At 39.5% G+C, this 17,642-nt stretch carries 18 protein-coding genes and 1 tRNA gene; 10 read left to right on the forward strand and 9 right to left on the reverse strand.

Annotated elements, in window-relative coordinates; genetic code table 11:
• Positions 1-10: 10 nt before the first annotated feature.
• The 4 genes from EOK74_RS06480 to EOK74_RS06495 form a co-directional block, all read right to left on the reverse strand.
• Entirely contained in the window at positions 11-193 is a 183-nt protein-coding gene (locus tag EOK74_RS06480; RefSeq protein WP_133469183.1) for a YnbE family lipoprotein, read from the reverse strand.
• Complete coding sequence (locus tag EOK74_RS06485; protein WP_133469184.1) at positions 190-2,751, reverse strand: intermembrane phospholipid transport YdbH family protein; 2,562 nt, start codon at positions 2,749-2,751, stop codon at positions 190-192. Before EOK74_RS06485 ends, EOK74_RS06480 begins: the two co-directional genes overlap by 4 nt.
• A 221-nt stretch (positions 2,752-2,972) precedes the next feature.
• A tRNA-Arg gene (locus EOK74_RS06490) sits at positions 2,973-3,047 on the reverse strand.
• A 49-nt stretch (positions 3,048-3,096) separates the two neighbouring features.
• Positions 3,097-4,248, reverse strand: coding sequence for a flagella assembly protein FlgT (locus tag EOK74_RS06495; RefSeq protein WP_133469185.1), 1,152 nt, complete (start codon positions 4,246-4,248; stop codon positions 3,097-3,099).
• A gap of 186 nt (positions 4,249-4,434) precedes the next feature.
• Between EOK74_RS06495 and EOK74_RS06500 the strand changes: the two genes are divergently transcribed.
• A complete protein-coding gene (locus EOK74_RS06500) occupies positions 4,435-4,911 on the forward strand; it encodes an LPP20 family lipoprotein (protein WP_133469186.1) in 477 nt (158 codons plus the stop codon).
• Between the two features lie 22 nt (positions 4,912-4,933).
• On the opposite strand, the gene EOK74_RS06505 is transcribed toward EOK74_RS06500, so the two are convergent.
• Both EOK74_RS06505 and EOK74_RS06510 read right to left on the reverse strand, forming a co-directional pair.
• A complete protein-coding gene (locus EOK74_RS06505) occupies positions 4,934-5,644 on the reverse strand; it encodes a GntR family transcriptional regulator (RefSeq protein ID WP_205964538.1) in 711 nt (236 codons plus the stop codon).
• Between the two features lie 55 nt (positions 5,645-5,699).
• Positions 5,700-7,406 carry a SulP family inorganic anion transporter gene (locus EOK74_RS06510; RefSeq protein ID WP_166638726.1) on the reverse strand — a complete coding sequence of 569 codons (1,707 nt, stop codon included), beginning with the start codon at positions 7,404-7,406 and terminating at the stop codon, positions 5,700-5,702.
• Between the two features lie 143 nt (positions 7,407-7,549).
• Between EOK74_RS06510 and nhaC the strand changes: the two genes are divergently transcribed.
• Both nhaC and EOK74_RS06520 read left to right on the forward strand, forming a co-directional pair.
• A complete protein-coding gene (gene nhaC, locus EOK74_RS06515) occupies positions 7,550-9,025 on the forward strand; it encodes a Na+/H+ antiporter NhaC (protein ID WP_133469188.1) in 1,476 nt (491 codons plus the stop codon).
• 48 nt (positions 9,026-9,073) lie between these two features.
• On the forward strand, positions 9,074-10,000 hold the full coding sequence (locus EOK74_RS06520) for an aminotransferase class IV (RefSeq protein WP_239024037.1): 927 nt from the start codon (positions 9,074-9,076) through the stop codon (positions 9,998-10,000).
• Between the two features lie 79 nt (positions 10,001-10,079).
• Here EOK74_RS06520 and EOK74_RS06525 read toward each other — a convergent pair whose 3' ends face one another.
• The 3 genes from EOK74_RS06525 to flgA all read right to left on the reverse strand — a co-directional run bounded on the left by EOK74_RS06525 (position 10,080) and on the right by flgA (position 11,721).
• A complete protein-coding gene (locus tag EOK74_RS06525) occupies positions 10,080-10,508 on the reverse strand; it encodes a flagella synthesis protein FlgN (protein ID WP_133469189.1) in 429 nt (142 codons plus the stop codon).
• Positions 10,509-10,549: 41 nt separating this feature from the next.
• On the reverse strand, positions 10,550-10,882 hold the full coding sequence (gene flgM / locus EOK74_RS06530; RefSeq protein WP_133469190.1) for a flagellar biosynthesis anti-sigma factor FlgM: 333 nt from the start codon (positions 10,880-10,882) through the stop codon (positions 10,550-10,552).
• Positions 10,883-11,010: 128 nt separating this feature from the next.
• Positions 11,011-11,721 (reverse strand): flagellar basal body P-ring formation chaperone FlgA, encoded by a 711-nt coding sequence (gene flgA / locus EOK74_RS06535; protein WP_133469191.1) that lies wholly within the window; start codon positions 11,719-11,721, stop codon positions 11,011-11,013.
• Positions 11,722-11,891: 170 nt separating this feature from the next.
• On the opposite strand from flgA, the gene EOK74_RS06540 reads away from it, so the two are divergent.
• The 7 genes from EOK74_RS06540 (at position 11,892) to EOK74_RS06570 (ending at position 17,639) form a co-directional block, all read left to right on the forward strand.
• Positions 11,892-12,821 (forward strand): chemotaxis protein CheV, encoded by a 930-nt coding sequence (locus tag EOK74_RS06540; protein ID WP_133469192.1) that lies wholly within the window; start codon positions 11,892-11,894, stop codon positions 12,819-12,821.
• Positions 12,822-12,891: 70 nt separating this feature from the next.
• On the forward strand, positions 12,892-13,722 hold the full coding sequence (locus tag EOK74_RS06545) for a CheR family methyltransferase (protein ID WP_133469704.1): 831 nt from the start codon (positions 12,892-12,894) through the stop codon (positions 13,720-13,722).
• 81 nt (positions 13,723-13,803) lie between these two features.
• Entirely contained in the window at positions 13,804-14,205 is a 402-nt protein-coding gene (gene flgB / locus EOK74_RS06550) for a flagellar basal body rod protein FlgB (protein WP_133469193.1), read from the forward strand.
• The gene (flgC, locus tag EOK74_RS06555; protein WP_133469194.1) at positions 14,205-14,627 is read left to right on the forward strand and encodes a flagellar basal body rod protein FlgC; all 423 of its coding nucleotides are present in this window, start codon (positions 14,205-14,207) and stop codon (positions 14,625-14,627) included. Before flgB ends, flgC begins: the two co-directional genes overlap by 1 nt.
• Positions 14,628-14,666: 39 nt before the next feature.
• A complete protein-coding gene (locus EOK74_RS06560; protein ID WP_133469195.1) occupies positions 14,667-15,350 on the forward strand; it encodes a flagellar hook assembly protein FlgD in 684 nt (227 codons plus the stop codon).
• 15 nt (positions 15,351-15,365) lie between these two features.
• On the forward strand, positions 15,366-16,745 hold the full coding sequence (flgE, locus tag EOK74_RS06565; RefSeq protein WP_133469196.1) for a flagellar hook protein FlgE: 1,380 nt from the start codon (positions 15,366-15,368) through the stop codon (positions 16,743-16,745).
• A 150-nt stretch (positions 16,746-16,895) separates the two neighbouring features.
• Positions 16,896-17,639, forward strand: coding sequence for a flagellar basal body rod protein FlgF (locus EOK74_RS06570; RefSeq protein WP_133469197.1), 744 nt, complete (start codon positions 16,896-16,898; stop codon positions 17,637-17,639).
• The last annotated feature ends 3 nt before the right edge of the window (positions 17,640-17,642 follow it).

Below are 17,642 nucleotides of genomic sequence, written 5' to 3' on the forward strand. Positions count from 1 at the left end.
CCTAAGTTGCCTAAAACAAGCTGCTGTCATCACTGAATACGTCATCAAGCTCTTTATCTACTTTGACGCGTATTTCATGATCAATTTTAACGTTAATATTAATGGTAATGGGCTCTTTGGTTTCAACTTGTACGGTATGAGTACAAGCACCTATAAACCCTGTTGCCGTAAGCACTAAAACTGTTTTTTTCACTTTTTATCACCTTGATTGATTTTTTGCTCAATTGTATCGCCAACTGCATTTACCAGTCTTACTGACTCTAGCAATGAATATAAGTTTTCTTCGTGGCTATAGTTAAAGTTAACACTTTGGTTTTTATCTGGATTATTACCTTTTAAAGCAATATCAAAAAACACCCACCCATCTGGATTGAACTTAACCTTGCTCTCGAGTTGTGTAAAGTCTAGGTTTTCTAAAAGCGCTAATTCAGGCTGTTGCATTTTAATAGAATCAAATGAAGGGTTATTGTTAATGGTTAATTTACCTCCTGTTAGACTCGACAACCAACCATTGTCAACCATGAGCCCTTGTTGATTGATGTACATAGGTAAATTACCACTCACCTTGCCTGTAATCTTTATACCGGGTTGTTGCTGCAAGGCCACTACCTCCGCTAATTCTATATTGCTTAGATTGACATTAAACTGTTGTTCTCGGCCATCTAACCATAAATTTGGTATTAAAAACTCACCCTCGAATATATTACCTTTAACTTTTTGTAGCCCCAATACAGTATTTTTTGAACTAACACTGGCTGTAATGTCACTGATGGTAAGGCCCACATCAATTGAGTCTATGTATAGATTAGCGTTTGATAACTGAAGCCCCGCTGAATTGTATGTTACAGGCGTAAGGTAATTAATATTATTTACAAGGTAGTCTTGATACTTGACTGATAGGTTTTGAATACTAGCCTGACCTTTTGCCATCAACTCTTGTGAGTCTAGAGGTAGGGTTATATCAAGACTGGCTGAAAGCTTACCTTGGTTAATCTCTAGTGTATGTATAATCTGGGCTAGAGTATTATTTAACCTTGATATTGCCTGTTCAGGTATACCTATATTTACCTTTGCTTGTTGCTGGGTAACTTCGAGCACAAAGTCTTGCTCTAAGTTCACATAATGCTGGCTAGAGAGCTCTTCACTTTGTAAATTTACTTGTGCCAAATGGGTGATGTTTATGGGCTGAAAATTGATATTCTGAATCGCTAAACTTGTAAGGTTAGACTGACCGGTCACACTCATTGAATCGAGGTCAGTGATGTTTAAATCTAGATGGTTACTGAAGTTCTGTAGATTGAAACCTGTATCTTGTAATTGGACTAAATGGCTATCTAAGCTTAACTGTAAGTCATTGTAATGTTTGCCACTAACAACAAAATTACTCCTTGCTTGGTCAATATTAATAGTGTCTAGCTTTGCCTGTGAAATATGAATGTTTCCGCTCATTTCTAGAGAGTTTGCTGCGTTACTGTCGAATGTAAATCCGCTTGTGACTTCGGCCAAAGCTAAAGCTTTTGACTGCAAATTTTTAATTCTAATTTGCTGCTTATTATCAGTAATATTAAAATTTATTGTGTTTGCAGCGTTTGGGTTCTTAAAGTTTGATAGATCAACGTTAAGCTTACCCACTCCTTGAAAATCTACCATTTCTGCTGATAGGTTTGTCATGCTGGTGGTCTGAATATCAATCGGTTGCTTGAGAGTAAATTGATAGCCAACCTCCAGATTACCTGCTGTTTTGTAACTTAAGTTAACGAGTTCAAGTAACCGAATAATATCGACTTCATTTGTACTTTGTAAATCTATGATACTCAATTTAGGTATCTTGATTTCGTTGCCGCTGAGGGTGAATGGGGTGGGTATGAGTAGCGACAGCTGTGGGCTGTCACCATCTGCTAAATAGTTATGCACCATTGAGCAGTTTTCAAGTGATACTTGATTTGTTAATTGATTAACATCTATCTCGAATGAAAAGTCTACAAGGTTAATGTCAGTTATTAATGTTCCCGCAAGTACGAAATCAATTGGGCAATTTTTAATAGCAACATTACTGGATATGTTTAGGGCGTTTTGGCTGTGTAATGTTTGCCCGTCAAAGGTTAGCAAAGTGCTAATGATAGCTTGATCTAATGCTGCTTTTTTTAATAACTCGGGTTTACTTCTGGCCCACTCTTGTATCTGGGGAATAAACTTTTTTAGGTCAGATAAACGCCATTCAATGTCGGTCGTTAGATAGCTTGGGTTAACTTGGATTGTCGCGCTTAAATCTCCTGTTATCTTAACTTTTGTTTCTGCGACAGATTTAACAGTTAATTTGATAGGCTGCACTAAAACGTCAGAGTTTATATATAAACTGGTGATATTTAGCCTAGGTAAGGATTGAGGCAACGATAGGCGTTCGGCTTTCTGCTCTGAAGATGCCTTGATGTCTGAAGTTGCGGCGTTACTATGGTTTATGTGTATTTCTTCAATAGCCAAATCATTAGTCCACAGTTGCCAAGTCATATTTTCTATCGACAACTCACCCATAGGAGAGCTTACACAGGCTTCTTGAACTTTCAGTTTAAAAGGTAAAGCAAATGAAAAGTCTAAGCACTGAATGGTTATATTATGACTGTCGGTAAAGTATTCGATACTTTTAACCGCAAGAGGGCGTTTAAAAATGAACGCACATATCACTAAAATGATTAGCAAAAAAAAGGTAGTTAAGGTTTTAGCTGCCCATGTTCGCTCAAAAAAGCGTGTCATTAGTTTCCTTAGTGTTTTTATTAGTCCCGGTATTGTCAGACTAATGATATTGAATAAAGTTTATATAAGAGCAGTAAGAAGGACCGAGTGAAATTATTGTATAAGCGCGATTATTTATAAATAGGTAATTTCAATAAAAATATAGATTTGGCTGAAAATCTGTATCTATAAAGAGTTATGGGGTTTTAAGTTAACTGAGATGTATGAAGATGTGGGCGGTATGGCGTCCCCACCAGGAATCGAACCTAGATCTAAGCCTTAGGAGGGCCTTGTTTTATCCATTAAACTACGGGGACGTCGCAGTTAGCGATGCATTATGTCTTAGTCCTGAGTGGATTTAAACTGCTATTGTCTTGCTACAAAATCGTTTGCTTGAATATTCACCAGTAGTGCCCCTGTTGGTGATTTTACTATAGCGGTATCTGTAAACACTTCGACTACTGTGACCTTTTCGGGGTGAAGGTGAAATTGTCTACCTTGCTCACCTTGTGGCGAGTGATATTGATTCATTTTGAATAGGGTCAGCTTATCACCTTTTTTAACACCGTTTTGAAGTCCAATATTGATAATAAGACTTTCATTGCCTGTCTTAATCACTCTCCCAAATGCAGGTTGGCAACTGATGGTTTCTTCGATTTCTTGGATGCTTTGTTGTTGTAATTCTTGAGCGGCGAGTCCAAATTTTGAGTTCCAAAGTTTGTGGCTATTACTATCAATACTTTGATGCAAATCAAAATCCCATAATGCATTCATAGTTTTATGCTTTTGATAGATCATTTCTCCAGAATATCCATCATACATAGTAAGTGTAACGGCTAGATTACGAGTGACTTTGTCATCTGCCCACGGGTTCCAGTTTTGAGTGGGCGCTGTTTCAATTGAAAACTCGTTGATTTCGCCAAATATAACAAATTGACTGTTGGTTTTTCGAGATAATTCATAGGCAAAGGATTTTTGCTCACTTGGGTCTGACTTTAAGTAATAGGGTTCAATTTGTTTTATATAGCTAAATTGAGTGTTTTCTTGAGACGCAAGTTGTAGCCGGGTGGCAAAGGCTTTTCCAAAATCATATAAGTTGCCGGCTGCAGCTTGTTGCCGCTTTTGAAAGTCGTACCAAGTAGTGACTATGCTTTTTTTGTAGTCTGAAGCGGCACAGGTAGTTTCAATTGGGAATATATCGGCACGAATAGACACAGTTACATAGTCTTGATGATAAACTTCATTTATGAGCTCAATATGATTTACGTCGCCGGCTGAGGTGATTTCTAGGGTGTCATCTTTCAATAGACCATTTGCCATGATTTGCACATTTTTTACTGCTGCGCCAGAAAACAACAGGGCTTGCTTGATGGCTTCTTGGGTGGCGAGTTGCCGTGCTGCTTGCTTTTGGCCATCATGAATAACGGCTTGGCCACTTGCTTCAATCCATGTTGCTTGCGTGGTAAGGCTAGTTACCAATATAACTAGAAATAGAATTTGGTTTTTCACAGCTGGCATGTTTTGACCCGTTAAGTATTTGCAAAACCACAGAGACAATATTCTGTCAGAATATTAGGTTTCAATTTTAAATTGGGATTAAGCACAAATCGTACCTATCAAGTTTTTACACCCTTGTAGCTGGTTGGTTTTGGGTATGGTTATTGCTTTACAATTGATATGAGACTAATTTTAGGCGGTAAATCAATGTTGCTAAATTTCCAAAAGAGCTTAAAGGGCTGGATTTTAATTTTACCTATTTTTTTAATGGGTTGTACTAGTTGGTTTAGTAAACACGTGGAATGGGAAACAATAGAGCCTGACACTTACCCGGTTATTTCTGCTATTGGTTATGCACCAATTTCTGCTCAGCGTGGAGCAAATGACTCAGTGAAAATGCTAATGGCACTTAAAGCCTCTAAGTTGGATGCTTATCGAGAATTAACTCAACAAGTTTACGGACAAAAACTTGACGGTGATCAGTCGTTACAAAGTTTGGTGTTAGAGAACACCCAATTAGATAGTTCAGTTCAAGGAGTAATTAGAGGCGCAAGGGTGGTTAAGAGTTACCCGGTTGGTAACGATACCTATGCGACAGAATTAGAATTAGATTTTAAATTAGTAAATGATATTTATTTATCTACTGCTAGGCCTAAACGAATTAAAGATGTTCGTTATTATTAAGCTTAACTGTTGCTGTCTCGCTTTAATCTAGTCGTATTTTTTGAGATTGCCGTTTACTCAAATAGGTGATAAAACCATCACTTAATTGATTGGCATGTTGTTGGGCTAATTGGTCTGCAAGGTTACTATCTTGGTTTTCAATAGCGTCGATGATCAAGTCATGGTTATCCACCATCTCAGGTGGAGGGTTGTCGTTAAACAGGCGATAGTAAATTCTTAATGTCCTTTTTCCTTCATCCAAGAGTCGTTTGTACATTAAAGTAAAGTAGCTGTTTTGTGAGGCTTCACTTACTGCTATGTGAAATGCGTGATTACAGTCAATCATTGCGACCACGTCATGGGCGCGAACTGCTTCTTTAAACTTCTGGTTTTTATCTTTTATTAGCTGTAAGTCTGATTCTGTGCGGTTCTCAGCTGCTAAGCGGGTCACAGCCCTTTGAACTAGATCGAGTGCGTCCATAAAGTTAGGAAAGTCTTCTAGGGTTAGAGGAGACACTTGAGAGCTTTTATTCGGCAGAGTTTTAATTAGGCCATCAGCGGCCAAACGTATAAATGCCTCTCTTACTGGAGAGCGGGAGACCTCAAAACGCTTGGCCATGCTGTTTTCGTCTATGGTACTGCTAGGAGCTAATACTAGGGTGAGTATTTCTTCTCTAATGGTTTCGTAAATGGTAACAGCATTAGATACCTTGCTATTTGGGGCAGGGCTTTTAGGCATAGTATGATTTAACAAGTGTTAGATATTCTCTCGGTATTATAAAGGTGTTACGGCTAATAAGCAGTAGCACCTAGCCTTTAAGTTGCTCATTATTATTCTCAAGATAGCTCATGGCTTCATCGGCGGTAAAAAATAACTTCCCTGGGGCTAATGTTAACAAAATATCTGTCAATTTTAATTTATCTTGAATAATGCCTTTCACGTCTGACAGGTGCAGTGTTATGCCAGCTTCTCTTAAGTTCAAGATTAAGGTTTCTAGGGTCTCAAGGGCGCTTTCATCAATAGAGCTAACCGAGCTAAAAATTAATACAAGATTCTTAACTTCTTGGTTTTGTTCACACCTCTCCATAATATAGTTTTCAATGTATTGAACGTTGGCAAAAAACAAATTTTCGTCAATTCTTAAATACACACTGTGTTTTTGTGTTTTTACATTGAGGCGGTTCACGTTTCTGAAATAGCCGCCTTGTGCCCTTCCAACTTCTGCGATATGAGGATGGGTGGTTCGATGCATAAACAATATCATTGAACATGCAATACCCGCCCAAATTCCAATTTCTACCCCTAACAATAATGAACTTAGAAAGGTAAAAAGCAAACTAATGGCATCGGCTTTGTTAAAAGCCCAACAGCGCCGAATATGTTTAAAATCTATCATGGGCAACACAGACATGATCACGACTACCCCTAAAATAGCCTTGGGTAGGCTAATTAGATATGGCGTAAGAAAAAATAAACTTATGACTAATACCACAGCAGATACTAGATTTGCTACTTGGGTAACAGCACCGGATGCATAGTTCACCATAGAGCGGCTGACACTGCCTGCCAACGCAAAAGATCCTATTAGAGCCGAGCCAATATTGGCCGCTCCTAAAGCTAATAACTCTTGATTTGAGTTAATCTTCTCACGTCTTTTACTGGCAAGGGTTACCCCAGTGGCAATACTGGTTAAAAAACAAATTAGCGCAATAGATGCCGCTGGAAAGGCTAGTTCAGGCCAGTGAGCAAAGGTCAGAATATCAAGATTAATAGTGGGAAATGAGTTAGGAATTTGACCTATAACCGCTACATTGTAGTTGTCTTGCATGTGGAATTGACTCACTAAAATTATGCTAATGATGACCAATATAACTGGGCTAGACTTACTTAATGCTAATGCGATAGGGCCCGTTAGCTGCAGTTTTTCTAGTAAAGCAGGAAGTAGCAATTTACTAGACCAAAGTAAGATAATTCCTAGAATACTTAAAGTCATTACTGCCGAGTTAACTTGATTTAAGTGAGTGGCAGTAAAAATTAAAATATCTTTAAAGGATAATCCACTATTAGGCTGTAAACCTAGAATTACCGGGATTTGACTACTAGCTATGATGATCGCAGATGCGCTAGTAAAGCCACTAATTACCGGCTTGCTTATAAAGGTGGTTAAGCTTCCCAACCGCAATAAGCTAAGTAGTGATAAAAATATGCCTGTTAAAATCGTTAGGTTAACCCCTAGGCTTATATATTCTTGTGTGGTTTGTGGTGCTAGTTTGGTAATGGATGAACCTATTAACAAACTTATTAGTGCAGCTGGGCCAATCACTAATGTACGACTACTTCCTAAACAGGCATATATCAACAGGGGTAAAATAGCCGCGTATAGGCCATATTCAGGTGGAAACCCAGCAAGTTGCGCATAAGCTAATGATTGGGGGAGGGCAATACTTGCTGTAACTAATCCCGCCACACAGTCACTAACAAACATACCTGAATTGTAGTTTTTGAGTCGAGTCATCTGCGATTGCCTCATTGATTAGTAAATAACCCTACCTTGGTGTCCTTTATACCTCAATAATTGCTATTGTGTACAGTTATGTCGACAATTGTTTTTTATCCTGATATTCTTTTACCACTGAGTATTGATAGGTGACGACCAAGATGAAAGAAATTCGACAGCCAAGTTGGCAGGTTGCGTTAGTACCTATTATGAGCACTCTAGCTATATTGATGGTACAGATTTTAGTGTTTAAAGGGGCTCCGCACATACCTCTCATTTTAGGTATTGGTATTACCGCCATCTTTGGAATTTTACACGGCCATAAATGGTCAGGTTTACAACAGGGCATGCTATCAAGTGTTTCAGTAGCTTTACCTGTGCTTGGCATTTTTATGGTGGTGGGTATGACTATAGGTACTTGGATTGCCAGTGGTACAGTGCCGTTTTTAACTAAGGTAGGCTTGGAAATTTTGACCCCCACTGGCTTTTTACCTCTTACTTGTATTATTTGCGCCATTGTCTCGGTTTTTACGGGAACCTCTTGGGGCACAGTGGGCACTATTGGTTTAGCATTACTTGGCATAGGCGAGAGTTTAGGTATACCCAGTTACTTTACTGCAGGGGCTGTTGTCTCTGGTGCTTGGTTTGGAGACAAAATGTCTCCCTTGTCTGATACCACCAACTTTACAGCGGCCATCACAGGCACTAACCTTTACACACATATGCGCAATATGTTGCCTACTACTTTTCCAGCTTTAGTTATTTCTCTAATTATCTATACCTACTTAGGAAGCGCCTACACAAGTACCTTAGCTGAACTGGGTAATGTAGAAGCCCTAGACAAATTACTGTCTGAATCTTTTGTATTAAACCTTTGGGTATTATTACCGCCTTTGGTGATAGGTATATGTATATGGAAGAAAGTTGAGCCTATGCCTTGTATGTTTTTAGGTGTGTTTACGGCGAGTTTAGTTGCATTTTTTGTACAGGGTATGCCGGTAAACGAGATTTTACAGGTGATGATGAGTGGTTATGTCAGTGAAAGTGGTAACCCTGCCATTGATACTTTGTTATCTAAAGGTGGGATCATGTCTATGACATGGGTGATCACTCTTATTATGATAGCAATGGCATTTGGTGGGGTACTGCAAAAAACGGGATGTTTTGATGCTATTTTATCTAGTGTGATGCCATTTCTTAAGGGGCGCATCGGTTTGGTATTTGCCACTATGTTTGCAACTGTAAGTTTTAACTTTGCCAGCAATGCTTTTATTGCTTACACCATACCAGGGCGAATGTTTACTCCAGCATTCAGAGGACAGGGGTTTTCAAGCTGTAATGTGTCTAGAATACTAGAAGATGGAGCCACTATGAGCGCTCCGCTCATTCCATGGAATTCAGGAGCTGTGTTTGTATCTGGCACCTTAGGTATTCCTACTGTGCTCTATGCCCCCTTCGCATTTTGTAACTGGATATCTTTTCTTATCAATTTATTTTGGGGCCTAACTGGCTGGTTTATTCCTAAAGCCTCAGAGGCGGAGATTCAAAATTGGTGTCAGCAAAAAGCTCTGATTTTGCGGGACGGCAATATAATTGAAGCTACGCCTGAAAATACCCAATATTTAATAAGTAAATAATGCTGCCGAGTATTAGTGACAGCAACCCTTTTAGTGTGGAGAAAAAACGTGAAACCAACAACCGTAGCATATGTGCCTTCAACTCATGATAGCGAAAATGATCCTCGTAATGAGCATATAAAAATTTATGTAAATGGAGAGTTAGTTGACAAGGAAGACGCAAAAGTTTCTGTCTACGATAGTGGATTTTTATTAGGTGATGGGGTGTGGGAAGGTTTACGTTTGTACAAAGGGAAATTAGCTTTTCTTGATGAGCATTTAGAGCGTTTATATGAGTCGGCTTATTTTCTGGATATAGACATTGGTGTCAGTCGCGATGAAATGAAAGTCATTTTGCAGCAAACCCTTGATGCTAACAATATGACAGATAATGTACATGTGCGCTTAATGGTGAGCCGGGGTAAAAAGACTAAACCTTTCCAAGACCCACGTTTAAGCATTTTTGGCTCAACTATAGTGGTAATTGCTGAACATAGTATAATTAACTTGGAAACCGCTAACAATGGCGTAACTTTACATACCGTGCCTATTGTTAGAGGTTTGCCCACTACTCAAGACCCTAAATTGAATTGCCATAACAAGTTGAACTGTATAACAGCCCTTAATCACGCTTTGAAAGCAGGGGCGAATGAAGCACTAATGCTTGACCCTCATGGTTTTGTGAATACCTCTAATTCATGTAACTTTTTCATTGTGCGTAAAGGTGAGCTTTGGACCTCATCTGGTGATTATTGTATGAATGGTATTACTCGTAAAAAGGTAATTGAAATCTGTGAAGAACATGGCATCCCTATTAAATTAAAGAATTATTCTTTGTATGAAACCTATTCAGCCGATGAGGCATTTCTTACCGGGACATTTGCGGGGCAAACCCCTGTTACTGAAATAGATGGTAGGCAAATCGGTGATGGTAAAGCAGGCCCAGTCTTAGCCAAAATAAAGTCCTTGTATAAACAAAGGGCGACGAGTTTGTAATTTTAGGGCTCAAAATTATAGAATTAACACTTGCGCTTACTGATTGTGACAGGTTAGTAAGCCTTAGCTGCTCAATTAATTAAGCGCTGATACCGCCACTGGTAGAGCCGCCACGGGTTTTGCCACTCCTGTCGTAAGTCATTGATTCTTTAGCTCTAGATTCAAGTAGTAGGCTACGCAGGTGCTCAAGTCGGAGCTGACCTTGTTCTACAGCGGTTTGGTTGATTTGGGTGCGAAATTTACACTGACTTACTAATTCTTTTGCATCATCAAACAGGGAGGTAATTTCTGGGTTGTCTTTTAATTCTTGACTAGCTCTGCTGTATATCTTTGATATGACAAGATCTTGCTCTTGGATTGTGGCTAGTAATGTTTCTTTGGTATTAAGAAGTGATATTAAGGCTTCAGCATCTCTGCTACTAATAAGATGCAATTCTGTTTCCAGAATTTGTTGCAGTTCTTGGAGGTTTGTATTTTGTGCAGTAATTGTAGTTTTTAATTCAAGCATAAGAATAACCGGTGTTAAGATGATTATTCATTATGCTTTTTTTAGGCATCAGTACCAAATATTTCTGACTCAAGTGCTGATATTTTTTTAGCTAAGCTTTCAGCATTAACTGTATATTCACCGCTTTGAATGGCTTTCTTGAGCTTATCTACTTTCTCTTGATTAACCGGAGCTTCAGAGCCTCTCTTTTGAACTTGATTAAGCTGTTGCGCTGAAGATGTCAGTGATACTGAGTCTTGACGAGGCGCAGCCGCACTTTTTTGCGGATCAGCCAGTTGTGCTTTATCGTTATTTAAAGCTTGCTGTTGCTGACTCAACTTCTGGTTGTCTAGCGGTGCTTTAGGGCTACCGTTATTTACGTTGTTAATAGACATAATGACCTTCCACTACCTTAAATTTTGTCCTCAAATATTTTATCGGCCGCAACATCAAATAATTTAGTATTAAAAGCAAATTATTTAATAAATTACATAAAGCTTTGTTGTATATGCCTTTATTGAAACTACATATTTACTTCTACTTGTCCGGTATTGGTTACTTTAGCTTGTATGCGCTTATTTGAACGACTATTTTTTACTTGAATTGTGTCGCCCATTTTACCATCTTCTAATGCAATACCGCTAGTCTTAACTCGCATACTCTGTGAACCCGCTGAAATAACTACACTATCACCTTTGCACACATAACATAAGTTATGTGGGGCAACAGGACGACCCGCAGTGACTCTGCGCTTAATACGAGCACCTAAGACTTGTTCGACTTTAGAAAAGGTCGAGCTTCTTAGCCTTTTCACATCCATATTGACTATATTAACATTATTGGCAGTAAGGATAGTACCAGGGCTTACCGCACTTGAAAAAACAACCACCGATTGGGTTTGAAGTGCTTTAACAACCATAAATATGTACCAATTGTTAGATGGGCACTGGGCTTTAACCGTTATATTGGATTGTTTCAATGCTTCTGGGCTAGCCGTAAACTCTAAGCCTGAACTGCAGTGGGGAATATTTATTCGGTCGTCAATGGGCATAGATGAAACATCTATTTTATTCGTTGGATTAGGAGATAACTTCTGTAAAACGAATTGTTCTGCTTGAAATATAAGCTGTTGTTTAGCTAAATTATTTTCTGGTGCGGCCGCTACAGAAGTCAATGTAAAGCAAATAATTGCTATAAACTTGAGTGGACTTTGATAATAATGTGATTTTTTCATGTTCACTTGTCGTTAAGTTGTCTATGCTAGAGGCATTAAACCTCAGGTTTTAAACACAACCTATTGAGATAGTTGTATTCAATAGGCTAGGTAGAAAGCGTCAATTATTTGTTACGATATAAAGTTGTAAAGCAAATTACACGCCGGATTTAAATGAATTGGAGTTACATATGTCTGAAATCCTTAACTCAGTTAACCAACGTACGCAGTTGGTGGGTGAAAACAGGTTAGAGTTATTACTGTTCAAACTTAATTCAAGACAAAGGTTTGGTATAAACGTATTTAAAGTGCGAGAGGTTCTACAATGTCCCCCTCTAACTTCTATGCCCAAATTAAATGGCTTGGTTAGAGGTATAGCGCATATACGTGGTCAAACTATATCTGTTATTGACATGAGTTTAGCTACTGGAGGGAAACGCATTGAAGATGTGGAAAACTCTTTTATTATTATTGCAGAATATAATAGTTCAGTGCAGGGTTTTTTGGTGGGTTCAGTTGAACGTATTATTAATACCAATTGGCAGTCGATTATGCCGCCGCCAAAAGGTAGTGGTAAAGCAAGCTATTTAACCGCGGTAACAGAAATAGAAGACGAACTAATCGAAATTTTAGATGTTGAGAAAATTTTGAATGAAATATCTCCTGTCAATACCGACTTAAGTGATGACTTTGAGAGCACTATTGATGTTGAAAACGAAACTCAACAAAAAATTATTTTTATCGCTGATGACTCTTCTGTTGCCCGTAACCAAGTTAAAAAAGCTCTATCAGCTTTAGGCTTAGAAATTGAGCTTGCTAAAAATGGTTTAGAAGCACTTGAACGCTTGAAGGAAATTGGAGCTGAAACCGGTGATGTTACCGATAAAGTAGGTGTGTTAGTTTCTGATATTGAAATGCCAGAGATGGACGGTTATACCCTAACAGCAGAAATTAGAAATACTCCTGAACTTAAAAACTTACACGTGATTTTGCATACGTCATTGAGTGGCGTTTTCAATCAAGCTATGGTGCAGAAAGTAGGGGCCGATGACTTTATTGCCAAGTTTCACCCGGACGAGCTGGCAACGTCAGTGCAAAAATGGTTCGGTAATACGAAATAGATGCAGTTTTGTAAAAGGTGTTGCCCGCTAAAATGGAATCTTGTTTGTTAATAGAAAAGAAGTGGGTGGGATGATGGAAAAAGACCTAGATATAAAGCGCTACTCTTCTTTTTCGCAGTTTCTAGAGCAAGCTTGCGGCATAGTCTTAGGTAACAATAGACAATACCTAGTTCGCAGCCGTTTAACGCCTATTGTTAGGCAGTTACAGTTAGACTCTATTGAAGACTGTGTTGATAAAATTTTAGCTGGAGATAGTCGAGTTCGAGAACTCGCGGTCGAGGCTATGACCACTAACGAGACTTTATGGTTTCGTGACCAATACCCTTTCGTGTTGCTAGAAAAGGATATCTTGCAGCAATTCGCAACTAAACCCAGCCCTCTTAGAATTTGGAGTGCAGCTTGTTCATCTGGACAAGAAGCTTATTCAATTGCCATGACAATTCTGAATTTTAAGAAGTTAGGTAGTGGTCTTCGGTATGGTGCAGAAATAATAGGTACTGATATTTCTGACGAAATGTTACAACGGGCTAAACTTGCAGAATACGATTATTTGGCTATGTCTAGAGGCATAGAAGAAAAATTTAAGACTGAATATTTTGAACCAGTGGGTAGTGATAAATTAAGAGTAAAGTCAAATGTTAGGGCGTTAACGCAATTTAAACCCTTAAATTTGTTAGGCAGTTATCAATCACTAGGGCGTTTTGACATTATCTTTTGTCGAAATGTGCTGATCTACTTTTCACCTGAAGTTAAAAAGAAAATCCTGCAAAAGTTTGCCGCTTGCCTGCAAGAAGGCGGCATATTATTTTTAGGAGCATCTGAATCTATATCTAATTTAACAGATGAATTCACTATGGTTCGTTGCCAATCTGGCCTGTATTACCGGAAAAACCCCTCTTAAACCCCGTATTTCCGTTATTTTTCACTGAATGCCCCTCTCTGGCATAGGCTTTGCTTTGTCTAGTTCATAGAGGAGAAATACATGGCAATCAGCTTAGATAAATTGATGGGGTTTCATCATAAGGCTTTACAAGTTCGCACTGAGCGAATGGAAGTTATCGCTGGAAATCTCGCTAACGCCAATACACCGGGTTACAAAGCAAAAGATATTGATTTTCAGCAGGCGATGAAATCTGCACAGTTCAATCAAAGCCACAATCTAACCCGAACTCACGAAGGTCATATTAAAGGCTCAATGAAAGCCGTTGATGATTTGCAATTTCGTACCCCAAATCAACCTGATACAGGAGATGGTAATACGGTAGATGTGCAAATCGAAAGAAATACCTTCTTAGACAATGGCCTGCGTTATCAAGCTGGCATGGAATTTCTTAACGGCAAGATTAAAGGCATGAAAAAGGCCATCAGTGGAGGGCAGCAATAATGAGTCTATTTAATGTAATGGATATCGCTAGTACGGGCATGAGTGCACAGAGTATTCGTTTGAATACCACCGCCAGTAACGTTGCTAATGCGAACAGTGTTAGTAGTAGTTATGAAGATACTTACAAAGCTCGTCACCCTGTATTTGCCGCCGAAATGCAGCGTGCATCGCAAGAGCAAAGCGCTGGTTCTCGGGTGAATGTGCTTGGTGTGGTTGAGAGTACTAAACCATTACAGATTGAATACAGCCCTGGGCATCCAATGGCAGATGGCGATGGTTATATATATAAACCTAACGTTAACGTTGTTGAAGAGATGGCAGACATGATGTCAGCATCAAAAGCTTATGAGACTAACGTGCAGGTAGCTGATACCACCAAACGTATTTTTAGAAACGTGTTGAGACTGGGTCAAGGTAGTTAGTCAGGTGAGCAGTGATATGATTGATAGAGAGGATAGATTGTGGATACAGTAAATAATGGCTTAAACAGCTCACTTTATTGGCAGCCAGAAACCCCTGAAGTGGCTGATGACTCTAATCAGACCTTGTCCCAGGAAGATTTCTTTTCGTTATTGACAGAACAATTGGCGAATCAGGATCCTACTGCTCCCGTAGATAATGACCAAATGGTTGCACAGATGACTAGCTTTACTATGGCTGACGGCATAGATCAGCTTAATACTCAATTTAGTGACTTTGCTAGTTCAATGACATCAAATCAAGCGTTGCAAGCGTCAAGCTTAATTGGACAAGATGTATTGTTACAAGGTGATATTGGTTATATATCTGAAGAAGGCCAAAGTATTTCTGGTGTAGTAATTAGTGAAGAAACGATTCAGAACTTGGAAATTACCATAGAAAACGAAACAGGTGAGATTATTAAAACCATTAGTGCCGGCACACAAGCTGCGGGCAATATTGAGTTTAATTGGGATGGCACAGATGCAAACGGCAATTATGCGCCGGTTGGTAATTATGTTGTCAGTGCCCAAGGAAAAATAAGCGGCGAGTCGGTACAAATGCCAACCGCGATAAACAGGCATGTTGATAGTGTCAGTTTGGCGGCAAGTAGCCAAGGTATAATTCTTAATTTGGATGGCGATGTCAGTGTCACACTTGATGACGTAATTCAAATCGGTGGTTAACAGGAGTAATTAAATATGTCTTTTAATATAGCACTAAGCGGTGTATCAGCGGCACAGAGAGACCTAGATACAACAGCAAATAACATTGCTAACGTGAATACAGTGGGCTTTAAAGAATCCCGTGCTGAATTTGGTGATGTTTATGCACAATCCCTGTTAGCAGGTGGTAAAACTAAAGTGGGTGATGGGGTACTAACTCAAGAAGTTGCTCAACAGTTTTCGCAAGGTAGTTTGCAGTTCACTGAAAATGCGTTGGACTTAGCAGTAACGGGTACAGGTTTTTTTGCCACTGTACCAGATATAGATAACCGTGACTTTTCTTACACTCGAGCTGGGGCGTTCAAATTAAATTCTGACAACTTTGTGGTTAACTCAAATGGCGATCACTTGTTAGGCTTCCCAGTCAACACCGACGGTACTTCAGCTTCTGTGGCGTTAAGTACTACAGAGCCAGTTACCATTCCTGATTCATCAGGTTCACCTTCTGCCACATCAGAAGTCTCTCTTACAATGAATTTACCAGCAGGTGAAGAAGCAGTTAACCCTGCATTATTTGACCCAGATGATCCAACAACTTATAACTCAGCTACATCAATCACTGTTTATGATTCATTAGGTGACAGCCATGTGATGACCTATTACTTCATGAAAGATAGTACCGCTGCAAGCAGCAATGAATGGATTGGCGTAACTTATGTTGATGACCTTCCATTAGAAGATGGAGTGGAAGGAACCACTAATGAAGTGGGGATCACCTCTTTAGGAGATGGGACTGCTGGCTCTGGTGTTTCTGCCTTTAAAATGGTGTTTAGTAGTGGCGGTGACTTCACCTCAATGCAAGACTCTAATGGAGATGATCTTCCCTTAGGTGATGCACTTTCAGCTGAACTTGGTGCTGGTATATTGACGAATGGCTCTGAGCCGTCTCAGACTATTACCACTAATTTTGTGTTGAACTCTCTTACGTCAGTAGCAGATGAGCCTACCCAATATGCTTCTGCATTTGAGGTAACATCTTTAGAGCAAGATGGTTTAGCGGTTGGTAGATTAACAGGTGTTGATATAGATACCGATGGCTTGTTACGCGCAACTTATTCAAATGGTACATCTGAGCCTATCATTCGGGTAGCTTTGGTAAGGTTTGCTAACGAGCAAGGCCTGACACAACAAAGTAACACTGCTTGGAAAGAAAGTATCGCTTCTGGTGAAGGCTTAGCGGGTGAAGCAACGACAGGTACCTTTGGTGACATTAACTCTTCGGCATTAGAGCAGGCAAATGTTAACCTCACCACAGAGTTAATCGACTTGATTATTGCCCAGCGTAACTTCCAAGCTAACTCCCGAGCACTAGAAATAAATAATCAGCTTAATCAAACGGTATTGAATATTAGATAGTAACCATCTGATTTATATGATGTTTAAGGGCTGCCAAATGGCAGCCCTTTTTTGTTTAATAATTATGCAGCGTTAACTTGTCTTATTTATATAGCTGGCACCCTATTTGCACATCTATTTGTAATATTTTCATTAAGTCAAGATTCTGTCATGGATAAATTACTCTACATTGCCGCAAGTGGTGCTAATCAAGATTTGGTTGGTGCTTCAGTCCGCGCCAATAACCTGGCTAATGCTCAAACTACTGGTTTTAAGGCTCAGCTAGAACAAGCCCGAGCAATGCCGGCATACGGCGAAGGTTTGCCGACACGAGTATTCTCAATGACAGAAAGTCCCTCAAATGATTATGAGGGGGGGACTATGATACAGACTGGCCGTGAATTAGACCTAGCATTGCAAGGTGACGGGTGGTTTTCGGTTTTAGATGCGAATGGCAATGAAGCTTACAGCCGCAATGGTAGTTTTGAGTTAGGGGCTAATGGAGAATTAAAAGATTCTCATGGTAATGCTGTTGTAGGAGATTTTGGGCCAGTTTTTCTGCCTATCCCTGTTTCAAATATCAATATTGCCACTGATGGTACTTTGTCTGTGCAACCACAGGGGGCACCTGAAAGTGTCTTAGAAGAAGTGGGACGGTTGAAATTTGTAAACCCTGATGTGGCTAACATGCAGCGAGGCTCAGATGGGCTGTTTCGTATGAAAGATGGTGAATTGGCTGCAGAGGACCCCACTGTATCCATTCGTACAGGTTTTTTAGAAAGCAGTAATGTTAACCCAGTAGAAGAAATGGTTAGCATGATTACATTGCAGCGCCATTATGAAATGCAGGTGAAGTTAATGAAACGCGCTGAGAGTATGGATACTCGTGGTAATCAATTGCTGCGTATCATTTAAATA

Origin of the sequence: Paraglaciecola marina, from assembly GCF_004360155.1 — a bacterium.
Lineage (GTDB): Bacteria > Pseudomonadota > Gammaproteobacteria > Enterobacterales > Alteromonadaceae > Paraglaciecola > Paraglaciecola marina.

Bases quoted from the DNA above. Each gene is read 5' to 3' on its own strand.
- EOK74_RS06485 (WP_133469184.1), bottom strand. From the start codon at position 2,751: ATGACACGCTTTTTTGAGCGAACATGGGCAGCTAAAACCTTAACTACC.
- EOK74_RS06495 (WP_133469185.1), bottom strand. From the start codon at position 4,248: ATGCCAGCTGTGAAAAACCAAATTCTATTTCTAGTTATATTGGTAACT.
- EOK74_RS06500 (WP_133469186.1), top strand. From the start codon at position 4,435: ATGTTGCTAAATTTCCAAAAGAGCTTAAAGGGCTGGATTTTAATTTTA.
- EOK74_RS06510 (WP_166638726.1), bottom strand. From the start codon at position 7,406: ATGACTCGACTCAAAAACTACAATTCAGGTATGTTTGTTAGTGACTGT.
- nhaC (WP_133469188.1), top strand. From the start codon at position 7,550: ATGAAAGAAATTCGACAGCCAAGTTGGCAGGTTGCGTTAGTACCTATT.
- EOK74_RS06525 (WP_133469189.1), bottom strand. From the start codon at position 10,508: ATGCTTGAATTAAAAACTACAATTACTGCACAAAATACAAACCTCCAA.
- flgM (WP_133469190.1), bottom strand. From the start codon at position 10,882: ATGTCTATTAACAACGTAAATAACGGTAGCCCTAAAGCACCGCTAGAC.
- flgA (WP_133469191.1), bottom strand. From the start codon at position 11,721: ATGAAAAAATCACATTATTATCAAAGTCCACTCAAGTTTATAGCAATT.
- EOK74_RS06540 (WP_133469192.1), top strand. From the start codon at position 11,892: ATGTCTGAAATCCTTAACTCAGTTAACCAACGTACGCAGTTGGTGGGT.
- EOK74_RS06545 (WP_133469704.1), top strand. From the start codon at position 12,892: ATGATGGAAAAAGACCTAGATATAAAGCGCTACTCTTCTTTTTCGCAG.
- flgB (WP_133469193.1), top strand. From the start codon at position 13,804: ATGGCAATCAGCTTAGATAAATTGATGGGGTTTCATCATAAGGCTTTA.
- flgC (WP_133469194.1), top strand. From the start codon at position 14,205: ATGAGTCTATTTAATGTAATGGATATCGCTAGTACGGGCATGAGTGCA.
- flgE (WP_133469196.1), top strand. From the start codon at position 15,366: ATGTCTTTTAATATAGCACTAAGCGGTGTATCAGCGGCACAGAGAGAC.
- EOK74_RS06570 (WP_133469197.1), top strand. From the start codon at position 16,896: ATGGATAAATTACTCTACATTGCCGCAAGTGGTGCTAATCAAGATTTG.